10 protein-coding genes are annotated in these 14,173 nt (G+C 38.2%); all 10 read right to left on the bottom strand.

Features of this window, described 5'->3' with window-relative positions:
* Positions 1-50: 50 nt before the first annotated feature.
* The 10 genes from FTU79_RS13845 to FTU79_RS13800 all read right to left on the bottom strand — a co-directional run bounded on the left by FTU79_RS13845 (position 51) and on the right by FTU79_RS13800 (position 14,133).
* Complete coding sequence (locus tag FTU79_RS13845; protein ID WP_180050808.1) at positions 51-938, bottom strand: DMT family transporter; 888 nt, start codon at positions 936-938, stop codon at positions 51-53.
* 241 nt (positions 939-1,179) lie between these two features.
* A complete protein-coding gene (locus tag FTU79_RS13840; RefSeq protein ID WP_180022639.1) occupies positions 1,180-2,808 on the bottom strand; it encodes a long-chain-fatty-acid--CoA ligase in 1,629 nt (542 codons plus the stop codon).
* Positions 2,809-3,208: 400 nt separating this feature from the next.
* A complete protein-coding gene (locus FTU79_RS13835; protein WP_306669385.1) occupies positions 3,209-3,955 on the bottom strand; it encodes an OmpA family protein in 747 nt (248 codons plus the stop codon).
* 20 nt (positions 3,956-3,975) lie between these two features.
* The gene (gene tagF, locus FTU79_RS13830) at positions 3,976-4,935 is read right to left on the bottom strand and encodes a type VI secretion system-associated protein TagF (RefSeq protein ID WP_078190765.1); all 960 of its coding nucleotides are present in this window, start codon (positions 4,933-4,935) and stop codon (positions 3,976-3,978) included.
* A gap of 57 nt (positions 4,936-4,992) precedes the next feature.
* Positions 4,993-8,826: a type VI secretion system membrane subunit TssM gene (tssM, locus tag FTU79_RS13825; RefSeq protein ID WP_180050805.1), complete on the bottom strand. Its 3,834-nt coding sequence runs from the start codon at positions 8,824-8,826 to the stop codon at positions 4,993-4,995.
* Positions 8,827-8,854: 28 nt separating this feature from the next.
* Positions 8,855-10,300 carry a hypothetical protein gene (locus tag FTU79_RS13820; protein ID WP_180050803.1) on the bottom strand — a complete coding sequence of 482 codons (1,446 nt, stop codon included), beginning with the start codon at positions 10,298-10,300 and terminating at the stop codon, positions 8,855-8,857.
* Positions 10,300-11,295 carry a type VI secretion system baseplate subunit TssG gene (gene tssG / locus FTU79_RS13815; protein ID WP_111885473.1) on the bottom strand — a complete coding sequence of 332 codons (996 nt, stop codon included), beginning with the start codon at positions 11,293-11,295 and terminating at the stop codon, positions 10,300-10,302. Before tssG ends, FTU79_RS13820 begins: the two co-directional genes overlap by 1 nt.
* Positions 11,259-13,067, bottom strand: a complete 1,809-nt coding sequence (gene tssF, locus FTU79_RS13810; RefSeq protein WP_180050801.1) for a type VI secretion system baseplate subunit TssF — start codon at positions 13,065-13,067, stop codon at positions 11,259-11,261. Before tssF ends, tssG begins: the two co-directional genes overlap by 37 nt.
* A 15-nt stretch (positions 13,068-13,082) precedes the next feature.
* Entirely contained in the window at positions 13,083-13,559 is a 477-nt protein-coding gene (gene tssE / locus FTU79_RS13805) for a type VI secretion system baseplate subunit TssE (protein WP_078190770.1), read from the bottom strand.
* 70 nt (positions 13,560-13,629) lie between these two features.
* Entirely contained in the window at positions 13,630-14,133 is a 504-nt protein-coding gene (locus tag FTU79_RS13800) for a type VI secretion system tube protein Hcp (RefSeq protein ID WP_078190771.1), read from the bottom strand.
* Positions 14,134-14,173: the final 40 nt, after the last annotated feature.

Here is a 14,173-nt window from a genome sequence, read left to right as displayed (position 1 = left end):
TCTGACTTAAATTCGGACTTTTTTACCTTCATGTCTGTTTAAAGCACACATTAAGCCCAAATCACCATAATCGCCGCAATCACCACTAGGGCTAAACCCCAATGATCAGTTCTTGCGAGTTTTTCCTTAAAGAAATAGGCAGAGATTAAGAGGCTAAATAATATTTCGATTTGACCTAGGGTTTTGACAATCGCAACCGTTTGCATACTCATAGCAGTAAACCAGCCCAAGGATGCTAGAAAGCTACAGACACTAACGCGAAAGGTCAGACCGACTCTATCCCACATGGCAATGAGCGTTTTGCGGCTAAATAGACTGAGGTACAGCAGCATAATCACACATTGAAAGCCAATTACACTCAACAATACCCACGCCGCACGATGCAAAGTCGGTAAATCACTTAGCTCTAAACTGGCTTCACGAACCAATAAAGAGGTAATAGCAAAACTTAATCCACTCCCTACACCGATGCATAAAGTTGGCAAAGATAACTTTTGTCGTTGAGAACCTTTGCTTAAAAGAAAAACGGCTATGCCACCAACCAAAACACCAATCCAACCAAATAAACTTAATTGTTCACTTAAGAAAATCACTCCAACAATGGCCGCAAAGATCGCTTCACTTTTCGCTAAACCGACGCCGATGGCATAATTCTTTTGCTTAAAAAGCAAGACCATTAAAATCGTCGCTAAAATTTGACTTAGTCCTGCAATCACCACATAGATCCAAAACATAGGTGTAAATGTGGTCACCTGAGTCACAGGCTGTTGTTGGTACAGCACAAATAAATAAATGCAGGCAAATGGGAGCCCAAAAATAAACCGTGCAAGGGTGACACCATACACATCAACAGTGGTACTGAGTTGTTTTTGAAATGCATTGCGCCATGACTGCATAAAAGCAGCCATTAAAGTGAACAAGATCCAAACTGGAAACATAAGAAAGGTGGTTTAACGGTGGATGCCTCATCAATTTACGCTTTTATTGAATTGAATGCGACCCAACAGGGCTAGATTATTCATTGAACTTGGTTATAGATTCGTTGAAAAAAATTTATTTAAAAACCTGATATTAAGAATATAGTATTTATCAAAATTTAAGTTTTTATAAAAAAATGCAAAGGCATATCACCTTTGCGTTTTGCTCTTTACCAATATTTAGTTGGTAACTTACAGTAAGTTAGCTTTCAAGTAGTACAGCACCAAATTGCTCACGTAGATCTTTTTTCAGCATTTTACCTGTTCCGCTCAAAGGAATAGCATCCACGAAAATTACTTTATCTGGCACCTGCCATTTAGCGACTTTATCTGCATAATAATCCAAAATTTCTGTATCAGATAAATCGACATCTGGCTTTTTAATTGCAATCAATACAGGACGCTCATCCCATTTTGGATGGGTTGCTGCAATCACTGCCGCCATTGCAATTTTAGGATGTCCCATAGCTAAATTTTCTAACTCAACAGAAGAAATCCATTCACCGCCAGATTTGATCAAATCTTTTGAACGGTCACTAATTTTTAAGAAACCATCCTCATTCAGGGTTGCAATATCCCCTGTATCAAACCAACCATCTGAGGTTAATGGAGACTCTGTTTTGCCAAAGTAATTGCCAATAATCCAATGCCCTTGGATCTGTAAATTACCCGTCGTTTCGCCATCACGTGCAACTTCGTGTGTACCGTTTTCTTCATCGGTAATACGTAAATCGACCCCAAATGGTGGACGACCTTGTGATAATCGTACTTGTAATTGTTCTTCTTCAGATAATAACAAATGTTTGGCTTTAAACTGGTTTGAAGAACCTAATGGACTGGTTTCGGTCATTCCCCAAGCATGAATCGTTTCACAGTTAAATTGTTCTTTAAACACTTTTAACATCGCAGGAGGACAAGCAGATCCACCCACCACATTACGCACTAAACTTTGGAGCTGACTACCCGCTTGTTGCGCAGCATTAATTAAACCCTGCCAAATCGTTGGAACACCCAATGCAACGGATACTTTATAGTCATCAATCATTTGCGTCAGGCTTGCTCCATCTAAACCTGGGCCTGGCAGCACTAAAGTACATCCCACCATTGCCGCAGCATATGGCGTACCCCATGCATTGACATGGAACATCGGCACAACAGGCATCATAATATCCCGCGCTGAGATATTTAATGAATCCGGCATACAAATCGCATAACTGTGTAAGACTGTTGAACGATGGCTATACAACACACCTTTCGGATTGCCTGTGGTACCAGAGGTATAACATAAAGAACTAGCCGATAATTCATCTAATTCTGGCCATGTATAGTCTGCAGATTGTCCCGCAATAAGTTCATCATAAAATTTAACATCTGGCACCGCTTCGACAATTGCTGCATCTGGTGCATCTAAACAAATAAAATGTTCAACAGATTTTAATAGTGGTTTTACTGCTTTGATTAACGGCAAAAAGGTTTTATCAAATAACATCACGCGGTCTGCGGCATCATTGATGATAAAAATTAATTGTTCTGGAAATAAACGCGGATTAATAGTGTGACAGACATAACCACTACCTGAAATAGCGTACCAAGACTCTAAGTGACGATGGTTATTCCAAGCGATGGTCGCAACACGATCCCCTAAATTTAAACCGAGTGATGCAAGAACATTGGCAAATCGTTTTGAATTTTTATGGACTTCACCCCAAGTGGTTTTCGTAATCGTCGTGTCTGTATTTTTTGAAATTACTAAACTATCCGCATGATAGCGACCCGCATGTTCAATCATGCTACTAATCAAAAGCGGTTTAAACATCATATTACCAAGCATTCTTTGCTCCCACATTCATCCATATTGAGTTGTTGTTTTTCCGCACTGTCCTGCAGATTTTTTAAAACTTTGCACCATGTCAAAAGTGATTATTCTTTATCGACAAGGTTAAAGCAGTAGATATGAAACGCATATCCAAAACTGATTCTTATGTTTTAACCTTAATTGATTTTAGAATCCACTGTTTTATTACTCAAAATATGAATGCTTTAGTGGTATAAAATGCAAAAATTAATAGCATCATCCCAATTCAAAATATGTTCCTATTTTGTTTTCGCTCTGCTGCTTTAAAAAATGTCGTTTTCAGTTATCAAATAATCGACTGAGTCAATTGGTATAAAAAAACCCAGTCTAGATACACTGGGTTCATTCGTCGCATTAGCCGTTGTAGTTACAATAGTTACAGTACTTCAAACTCAATACGACGGTTTTTCTTACGACCTTCAGGCGTAGCATTGTCTGCTACAGGCTTATTTGAGCCCATCCCTTCAGTACTTAAGTTCGCCGCTGCAATATTTTTTGAAATCAGGTAGTTTTTAACTGCATTAGCACGATCTTGGCTTAAACTTAAGTTTTTCTCAGGATTCCCCGAGCTGTCTGTGTGACCAATAATTCGTACTTTTTTCCCACCGACGCGATTCAGTGCGACAACCATTTCATCTAAGATCTGTACCCCAGATGGCGCTAAAATAGCACTTCCCGATTCAAATTCGATAATACGATTACGTAAAGCCGCATCAATAATAGCCTGTTCAGCCTGATTGACAGAAAGCTGTGCATTGAAACGAAAAGGTGCTGTGACCAAAGACTGAAACTTGGTGGTCGTTGGTTGGATATCATTTTGATTTGACATCTTGCCACTTAAATCGACTTGCGTTCCGCGTACAGAGAGTTTCCCCTGTTTTACTTTTTTTAAGTCATCATTAATCATTTGGCTTACGCTATTGCCCCAACCATTGGGTGCTGTAACCGCTCGAACCTGAATTTTATCAACCACATTTGCCTGACCATAGGTCAAATAGGCTTTATTTAATATTTCTTGCTTGGTTGCTTCATTCGGTACAGCACCTTCAATCACAATAGGCTCTGCCCAAAGCAAAGTCGAACAACCTAAAATGTACACACTCGCAAGAAATTTGGGCAACATTGGTAAGATTCTTTGCATCATTATTCTTCTATAAAAGTCTGTCTAAAAAGTTTAATGCCATGAATAAGGCTGATCTGGCGCTCACTCAAAGACTGTTCCAAAACGGCTAAGCCTGCATTTTGTTCAAGATAAGGATCAATCCAACTAGCATCAATCAAGGAAACCCAATGATCACTTTGCATGTTTTGGGTAAATACATCACTCAGCGCTGTAATATCAGCGCCTTGAAAACCAAACAGTAAAACTGGCGAATCACTGTGTAGGATGCCAATGAGTAATTCAGCATCTTGGTTTTCGACAAAGCGACTAATTAAATTGACCCAAAAAGCCGCAATTTCATAACAGTAACTAATATTATTGATCGGTAAGATCAACACTTTATTCAACCGAGACGTACCCTGATGAATAATCGGTTGTAGCAGCAAACCGAGACCAATCATGCTTTGCGCCAGCTGATACGGCGTAAAATTCAATAAACGTGCAAATGAATGCAAAGTATGATGCTCATAAAAAGAAGAGGTTTCTTCTGTTCCGAACACTTGGATTTCGTTATTTAATTTACCTAATTTATCGAGCAAAATATCGGGATCGCGAATAGAACGCATCACTCGGTTACGCTGATATAAGTCAATCAAAGTCTGTTTATAACGATATGGTGCATACAAAATATTATCGAAAGGATCATCGATTTCTAGCAGATGAGCGAGCACCATTGGAAATTGACGCTTTGAACTGTCTTCACTACTAATCAAATTGGCAACCAAAAAACGCTTATCTTTTGGACTGGCAATAAAGAAATCTAATGAAGGCAGTGAGTTATACGCTGCATTAAAATTGTCTGAACGCATAGCGAACTCAAGCGCCTCCGTGATCCACTGATCGATTAACTGAATCAGTGAATATTGTTCACGGCTCTTTAAGAAGTCACCACGAGCTGGACATTTTCCATAATACAGCGGTGTCGTTCTCACTTCATACATCGTCACACTCCTTGTTCTTTTGCACGAATGCCACCGCTCTCATTTTTAAATTCATCATCATGGTGTTGCTGTTCCTTGTACAACACTCATCGGTGAAGTCGCTGGTGGCGCTACAGGCGCTTGTCCTGCAGGCATCGTTTGCGCTGCGACGACACGAACACCTTTATTCGTCACCACTTGATCAACAAGAGTCATACCTGAATAGCCTGAACCTGTAGTTGGGCCAGATGCGTTACCACTAATTAAACGGAAATTCACTTTAACAAACACTTTTGGATTTTGTTTGCTACGCCACACCATTTCAAATGAATTACCATTTTGTGTACGCTGAGCGCCTTCAACCAATCGGTTAATACCATATTCACCCGGCTCATCAAAAATCGTATGCGTTTGACCTTCCAAGTCAATTGCAGTAATACGTGCACCCGGAATTGCCCCTTTATTTGGCCAAACGAAGTTCACCCATTGCTGAACACCGTTTTCATACACCATACGCTGACCATCAATATCAATGGTATATGAAAGCAACTGTGTATTTTCTAATGGGAAGAACTGGAAGTTCGATTGATTGGTTGCCGCAGGTGCTGCTTGACTCAATTCCCCTGTAGCAACGCCATTACTTGGCGCAACATAGCGTTGGAAGTTCGCTACAAATTGTGGATTTAAACCAATGCCCAAATCTTTCCATGTTTTCGTGGTTAAGGTATAGCCTCGACGAATCACCAATGGATCTAAATATTCTTTTACAAAGCGAGCGATACTTCCGTTTTCACCAAAAATTTGGCTAATTTCATTACTGGTCGCTTGTAAAGTAGCATTGCTATTAAATGGATATTTAGGTGCAAGATTGGTTGTAAATGGTTGATACGCCTGCATTGCCCACAACTTATTAATTTCGTTTTGAGCTGGAATCAAAAGAACTTCAAATGACTGAGTCACCGGCTGCATAAAGAGTTTTTGAATCAACTGCTGGTCTAATTCATTCAGACCCACAGACATTTTTTCATCCACAAATTTTTGCGTGCTATTAAAGACAGAGCTTTGATCATTGATGGTTTGTTTCACCAATGTCATGCTTGCAGGTCCCATATCACCGCCACTCTTCAAGTCATTGAACTTGCTGCGCACTTGACTCAAAGACAGCATGTATTCATCTAAAATAGATTTGTTTTGCTGATCATCACGCTTACGAACCAATTGATAGAACACATCAAATTCTTTTGCAATAACACCTTGACCGGCTTTAGAAGCAACTTGCTGTGCCTGCTGCGCATCATCACGGCTGAGGACTTTACGTTTAAACCACGCAATAAAACCTTTCTGAGGCGCAGCCAGTTCTGCTTGAACAATTGGATTATCCCAACTGGTTTCTTTCGCAATACGGTCCACCACTTTACGAATTGGCGAATTCTCAGGTTCACCTAAAATATCGATAAAACGTGACTGCTGAGCGACATCTGCGCCTTTGCCATAATGCACAGCATTTAAGAATTTACGCCATTCAGCGATATATTCCTGCTTATAAAGTTCGGTTAACTGTTTACTGATCTGATCTGGACTACCACTAAACGTCAGGTCATCAGAACGATTGGTATTGAGTACCCAATCTTGAGTATCCGTCGGATTATTCGCAGCTTGGTTAATCGCATCTTTTACATAATCATTCCAAGCTTGGTAAGTAAAGATACCCGGCAAGGCGTAACTACCCAACATGCTGTTTTGGCCTGTTTCACCTAATATTTGCTTCACTGTCACCGCAGGGAAACGTACCGAACCACGCATTTTAATTTCATTATAAACGCGGTCACGTGCAGGAATACCCATGGTAACAGCCGTCAATAATTGACGTGTTTGATCTACCAATAAAGGATCAGATTCCATTTGCGGAAACGCAGGATCAGCAGCTAAAGTCATCGCATAAGATAAAACTTGTTCGGCTTTTTGAATCATTTCCCCACGTGGCATTTGACCACGATTTGAATCTAACCACGAACGCCAGAAACGAGTAACTTGGTCACTCAAATGGCTCGATTCCATATATTTATGATTGCTCATCATCAAATAAGCCTTCAGTGCATTATATGCATCCTGAGGGTTAGTATCTGATGGTTCTAAATAGGGCTGATTTGATTTCACAGCTTGAGTGATTTGCACATTGACGTGATTTTCTTTCAACGTCGCTTCATTGGCTTTAACGCGTTGTAAGTACTGCGCCATATTTTGCTGAGATGGTACTAATACAATTTGTTGAATACCACGTAAATACTCAACTTTAAGTTTTTCACGGATTTTATTCCCTTGGTATAAACCAAAGCTGTATTTCAAAGGACGATCTTCATCAAAGTGATCGAGCTGCTGTAAATGCCCTTGTAATATCAGCAATGCATCCAATTGAGTCGAAAGCTCACTTCCGCTACGGCTTTCCATTTGCACAACTTTGTCTAAGTCAGCTTGAACTTCCGCCACGAGTTGTTGGTTATTACGATACGACCAAACCCATAACCCAAGCACCACAGCAACCAATAACAATGCAGCAATAAATGCCATAAAGCGCTGACGTTTACGTGCAGGATTGATATGTTGTTTAACTAGATTTTTATCTTTTAAAATGACGGTTGAAAAGAGTCCTTTTAAGAAATAACCATGGTCTTGCGAAACAGAATTCGTAGGAATGCCAAACTCACTATCCGTACTTTTCACCAAATGAAAGTCTTCAGCGATTTGCTCGGTCATTGGACTTTCAATCACACCTTCTTGTAACGCACTGGTGAAATAGAACCCACGGAAAACTGGTTTAAACTGATAAGGGTTGTCTTGAAACAACGTACCAATAAAAGTTTTTAACACTGGCTTTAAACTTTTAAACTCAAGTGGAAATGTCATTACACTTGGAGAAATATTTTGCGAATGACGACGACTCAAGTGCGTAGTACTGACGCTCTTCAAACCATCGTATAAAATTGAATAATGCTTTTCGAACATCTCAACGGCATGCTCAGATGAGTCTGGATCATAAGGCAGTGTTGCACCCCAAACTTGATCAAATTCATCCTTATCATAACAATCAAAAAATTCAGTAAAGCCAGCAATCAAATCCATTTTTGAAAAAACGATATAGACTGGTGCAAAAATTTCTAAACGTTCAGTCAAATCCTGTATACGTGCGCGTAAGTTTTTGGCTAATTTGATTGATTTTTCAGGGCTTTGACTGACAAGCTCAGCCACAGAAACAATCACGATTAAACCGTTAATTGGTGCTTTAGAACGGTTTTTCTTTAGAATATTTAAAAAGCCTAACCATTCTGAATGGTCTTCGGCATAAACAGAATATCGACCTGCGGTATCGAGTAACACACCATCTGTAGAGAAAAACCAATCGCAGTTACGAGTACCACTTAGACCTGCCGACACCATTTTCTGATGAGTTTCTTCAAATGGAAATCTAAGACCAGAATTATAAATCGCTGAACTTTTACCCGCTGCTGGGTTACCAATCACCATGTACCAAGGTAATTCATATAGCGCTGCATTACCCTTTTTGTCGCCGAGTTTTGATTTACGGATAAGTTGAATCGAGTCTTTCATTTGCTGATTGATCAGCGCAAGTTCTTCTTTATTCTTTTGTTTGCCGTATTCAGCTTCATTATCTTTGGCAATCGCCTCAGCAAGCTCTTCGCCTTGCTGTTTATGACGATAATGCTGCACTAATTCATAAATACCCCACAGAATTAATCCGAGAATATAAACAGCAACCACAATGTAAAAAGTCTTTTGTGGAATCGAATTATGCATGGCAACAATGGCCACAAAAAATGACAAAGCCACCATCGCTTTAGGATTGGTGACGTACTGCCAAACATAACCGAGGATCGTATAAAATAGTGTGTTCACAATGTTCTCAATTTCGTCTTAATTCTAATTAAACAGTTTCTTGTTCAAGTTCATCTTCTACTGAAAATGCTTGAATAAAAGCAAATGTCGATTCTTGGTCTGTGCTATAAATCATGGCAGTTAACTCTTCTGGCAAGTGCATACCCAACATGAATCCAAAAATTTTTGCCAATTGCTGGGTATTTCCAAGATTCTGTTTTGTATATAAAAAATGATAGGTTTCAATCGCGGTTTCATTAAATTTATACTGTAATTTTTTCACCACTTTCATATCCGTTGCATCATCTAACATCAATAAAAAGGGTTGTTCTTGATCATACTGATCTAAATTATTCAGTGCTTTAAGCTCTAAATTACGTTTCAACTCAGGCTCATGTGCCACCACTTGTAGCACTTTATTTGGAGTTAAACCTCGAACTTGAACGTCTGAAGCAGCCAAACACCAACTCGATGCAAACTCTGCAGCAATGTATTTTTCTTGTAACCACAGCTTTTCATCAATCCATTCTTGGTCGATTTCAGAGTCAGCATTGAGAATCAAACTGACTTCAAACTTTTGTTTTGAAATCATCTCTAAAATGCTTAACCATTCTGAATAAGCGACTTGAGTGCCGATAAAATGTGGCTCGATATGAATTTGTTCGGGAATGATCGAAAATCCGTCAGATAGATACTGCTGAATAATTTGAGCATAATCATCATTCCATTGATGAATCAAATTATCAGCAAGCAAAATATGGACATTTAAACGATTTAAACGTGAAACTTGCTGTGCATTGTTCGCCAAATGTTCTGGATGTTCATCTTGCGTATAATCTGGATCCACCCAACCCGGATGCATACGGTACTGATATGCCAATTCACTATCATAAAAGAGTGCTGATTGCTTCAGATGCTCAGCAATTAAAAATAGACTTTCAACGTGTTGCTCTAGTTGTTGCTGAATAAGTGACTGGATTCGTTTTTCACGCATGGTGATGGCACTAAATTCATCATCTGCTTCTTCACTAGTAAGTTCATCTAAATCTTTGATTCGAAATGAAAGAACAGGCAAACCGTATGCATTGAATAATTTATCATCGAGTTCAGGACTTTTGAATTGTTGAATATCTTGGATAATTTGTTCGTTTTCACCAAAACTATGCCAAGCCGCTGAAGAATAAACATTTAAACGAAATTGCTGTACATCGACAGGCTTCGGTTTTGCTTGTTCAATGGCCTCAAGTTGTTGTTGCTCAGCTTGTTCTTCTGCACGTTTTTCAGCTTCAAGTTTTTTTTCTTTTTGATGTTGAATGCCCTTGTAAAGCAAATAAGGCGACAAAATAATTGCACATAAAGCTAAAGGAAGAAGTAAAAAGTATGTGACTAAATCGAAAGCCGTCGGATCATAGCCTGTATCTCGCCAGTAAAAAATCACGAAAGCAGTACACAAAACAAAAAGCGTACTAAAGGTTCCAATTATTAATTTCAGCATTATTTTGCATTCCCCATTAAGGCATAACAGGTTTCTGTATTATCGACCTGTTTATTCGGCTGTAAAAATGCTCCCTGAGCTAAACCAATTCCGCTCAAAGAATTTAAACACACCGGTTTTATTTCTTCTTTTTGTAAAATTAAGCGCACATCCACCATTAATGTTGGACTACACCAAGTTTGAATCATTTGTTTTAATTTTAGGCTGCGTGCCTGATTCGGTAAAAATGTTAAATAATCTTCATGATTTAAAGGTCCAATCACGATTTCAATTTTTTCGTCAATCTGTTGAATCTTCTCACCACAAAAAGTATTCAGCCCCAATAAGCTCGGCTGAGATCCACCTAAACATGTTCTCTGATCTTCTTCAAATACAAAAGTTTCAGGGATAAATTCTCGAATATCAAATTTCTGCTTAAAGATACAATTCAGCATGGTTTTTAATGCATAAGCTGTATTGTTTTGCCCCTGCATTAAACCTGAGAATTCAGCAAAATAATCATCTAAATCTGGCTGATCATGCTGGCTACTGATATAACCATTTAATGCATGTAAAATATCAAGATAGTGATTATCCTGCTCGATTTCATAACGAATAGGTAAATGATAATTTAAACTGGCATCAACATAATGTGCTGTTAATTTATGATTAAACAGCCCTAAAAACTTTTGTGTTTCGTGTCGCTGATGTCGCCCGCTGAGCTTAATCTTATTGGTATAGCTATAAGGTAATGCACCTTGAATACCCGTTAAACCCACCATTAAATTTGTCAGTTCAACTTTCTCATCGTTGAACTCTAAACTTTCAATTTCAGTGTTCGGGAAGTTCAGATTAAGTGAACTATTAAACTCAAAGTCATTTGCCCAGTGAACTTGAGCCGCTCCATAAGGTGCATGTCTTAACAAACGAGTGGCTTGAACAAACTCGTAGGCTTTCGGTTCTTGGAAAAGTCCGTCAATTACAGAGCTTTCTTGCCACCAACGTTCTGCACGCATTGGTATAACTCCTGTTGACTATTTGCATCAAAAACCGAGACATCGACAAAGCTGTTCATATTGACTTTTAAATTAAAGATATGGGCCAGCAATTGACTAAATATATATAGGCTATGTCCTCTAAATATATCCGCATCGATATCGAGCTGTACTTTTAAACCTCTGACAAATAATGGAAATGGTTTACTATCCACAAGTTTCTGCGTAGTAGAAAACTGAATCTTTTTTATGGAGTCGATAATAATTTGGTTTTCTTTTGATTTAGGTAAATTATACAATTCCAAAAGTTCTTTAATATGAGAGACCGCATCGCCTTTCATTAAAGACATATTATTCAAAGATAAATGTGAAATGACCCGCCACTGTTCTTGTTTATTTTGCTCAAAATAATACGGTAACGACGGTCGTTTGAGCATCAGAGCACGACGTGCCAAATTACTATCATTCAGTGTTAATGCATTCTGATCTTTATTATAACTTTCGTAAGGTAACTCACGATTACTACACAAAAGTTCAGTACTAATAAAATCGGACTGAGTACTATGCGGGTCTAAAGCACGAGATATGATTGAATAGTTTAATTCCTGATGTTTATTCTTCATCTGCTGCGGATTTAAACTATAAAAAAACTGGACTTTATCTTGATGATAATGACTCATTGCAAAAAAAGGCAGTACCGGATAATACACTTCATCTTGGTTACTTTTTTCACGCACCATATTCATTTTTAAAATGCTATAGGCCTGAAAATATTCAGGATGGTGCGCATCTGTCACCAATGGATATTCCATTCGCTTATGATTAATCTTTTGCGGCTCTGCTTGTTTATTGAAGAGATTAACGATTGGTGTAGCAAACAATTTAAAATTTGCAGCATTTAATTCAGAATAATTTCGAATTGCCGCTTGATCGTTTAAATTAAGCTTAAAGTGCATTTGAACATCAAATTCACTGTGTTCTAAACTTAAAAACTTAATGAAATCTAAATTTAGATTTAAAAAATTGAATTTTTCAGGAACACAAAAATATTCCATCAATAAACGATATGCATGATGCGTATGCTGATCGATAGGTAGAACACTTTGAACTTCATCAAAGCCCATAATTTCAAATGGATTGGCAATATCAAAAATGTGCTGCCCCACACGAATCGAAAAACTCGTAGTCGATTTAAAAATACTATCTAAAACCTGTAAAGGAAAATTAGAAATAGCGTCTAAAAATATCGGCAAAGTTTCATTTTTGAGTAAAGCGTGCTTATTCGAAAAAATTTCAAATCCTAAGCTCAATGTAGCATTTTGATTTAAATGCATATGTGCCGATGGATGAGTTTTGAAATTGAGCTGTTTTAATTGAATCGGTAATAAAGTGACTTCTTGTACCGTCTGATATTCACATTGAACACCACGCGTACTTTTGGCTTTTAGACTGGTCACCTTTGGAATAACGTGTCGATCTGTTAATTGCTTAATTTTATTTATATCTTCGAAGCTCACCACAGAACATGCAGGAAATGGTTTTAAATATTGAGGAAACATCACCTCAAAAATTGATCGGGTAAAAACGTCATAACTATCTGCAAGTTTTTTATCAATCCGTGCAGAAATTAAAGAAAAGGCTTGAATTAAACGCTCAATATGCGGGTCATCTATTTGTTCTTGGTTTAAAGACAAACGCTGGGCGATTTTGGGGTATTTACTGGCAAACTCACGGGACTGTTGTCCAAATTCCTGTAGTTGTTTTTCGTAATACGGTAACAGCTCTTCAATCACAGATAACCCACTTCATTAAGCTCTTGGAGAAATAACATATTGTTGTGTTGTTGGTTTTAATAAGGCATCAAAAATAACTGGTTCGTATAAAGGATGAATATTTAAATATGCCTGAATACTTAAACATAGTGCCCCCATATTATGACCATCCATGAGCATTTCGACTCGAATCTGTTTTAAACGCGGTTCATGTGCAGCAATCGATTGCTCAATTGACTGGCAAATTTTGTCGCGATCCGATGGATTTGCTGTCGATAAGCCCACAAAATCGATAATGCCAAATTGCAAAATAGATTTTTTTGCTAATGGAAAGTCATCAATTAGTTCATCTAATTTTGCCACACGACTATTGAGGAGATCCTCTAAATCGGAAGCAACAGATTCACGAAGTTCTTGCAAAGACAGACCTTGAGTTTGCTGAGCATCTGCTGGTAATAAGCGGTCAAATAAAGTCGTTCTAAAACCATAAGGATAAAGCTGATCGAGATTCATATCTTCTTATAAATATTTAAAAAAATGAAAATAGAGGCTACCCAAGTTAGCCTCTATCTGAATCCATCTATTACGCTGCGTATGAAGCAGTGTTGTTAGATAATGACCACTTCTTAGTAACAGCACCTTTCGCAGTACCGTTAATATCTTGTTGGTTATATGTCCACTCTACTGCAGCATATTTCAAACCAAATGATTCGTGTGGAACACCTTCATCGTTTACAGTTGGTGTCACGCTAGAAACCAACACATGTTTCAGTTTGATTTGAAGATATTTAATACGTTTGTCGCCATTCGCACGGTAGAAATCAATTTGAACTTCATCAAATGTATAACCTGCTGAACATGCTTCCCAAAGTTTAGGGCTTGTCGCGTCTAAATCTTTAACAAACACCATATCAGAATGTTCTACACGTTCTGCAGTATGACCACCCACACTTGAAGAAGTCGCAGATTTAGGTTGACGGATGTTATGCGTCCAAGAGTTTACTTCTAACCAACTCTTGTGCTCTGCATCACGAGATTCGCCGTCTACTTTGTACTTACCACGAAATTGAATGTATATATCTTTCATTGTTCTGAATACCTATTTATTTAAAGTTATTATAGTGTTG

The sequence above is a fragment of the Acinetobacter sp. YH12144 genome (assembly GCF_013418345.1).
GTDB lineage: Bacteria > Pseudomonadota > Gammaproteobacteria > Pseudomonadales > Moraxellaceae > Acinetobacter > Acinetobacter amyesii.
Note: the sequence above shows the minus strand (reverse complement) of the source record. Positions and strands in the feature narration are given on the sequence as shown.

What these genes read in the sequence shown, in the direction of transcription:
- FTU79_RS13845 (WP_180050808.1), bottom strand. Translation starts at nt 938, where the DNA reads ATGTTTCCAGTTTGGATCTTGTTCACTTTAATGGCTGCTTTTATGCAG.
- FTU79_RS13840 (WP_180022639.1), bottom strand. Translation starts at nt 2,808, where the DNA reads ATGCTTGGTAATATGATGTTTAAACCGCTTTTGATTAGTAGCATGATT.
- FTU79_RS13835 (WP_306669385.1), bottom strand. Translation starts at nt 3,955, where the DNA reads ATGTTGCCCAAATTTCTTGCGAGTGTGTACATTTTAGGTTGTTCGACT.
- tagF (WP_078190765.1), bottom strand. Translation starts at nt 4,935, where the DNA reads ATGTATGAAGTGAGAACGACACCGCTGTATTATGGAAAATGTCCAGCT.
- FTU79_RS13820 (WP_180050803.1), bottom strand. Translation starts at nt 10,300, where the DNA reads ATGCTGAAATTAATAATTGGAACCTTTAGTACGCTTTTTGTTTTGTGT.
- tssG (WP_111885473.1), bottom strand. Translation starts at nt 11,295, where the DNA reads ATGCGTGCAGAACGTTGGTGGCAAGAAAGCTCTGTAATTGACGGACTT.
- tssE (WP_078190770.1), bottom strand. Translation starts at nt 13,559, where the DNA reads ATGAATCTCGATCAGCTTTATCCTTATGGTTTTAGAACGACTTTATTT.
- FTU79_RS13800 (WP_078190771.1), bottom strand. Translation starts at nt 14,133, where the DNA reads ATGAAAGATATATACATTCAATTTCGTGGTAAGTACAAAGTAGACGGC.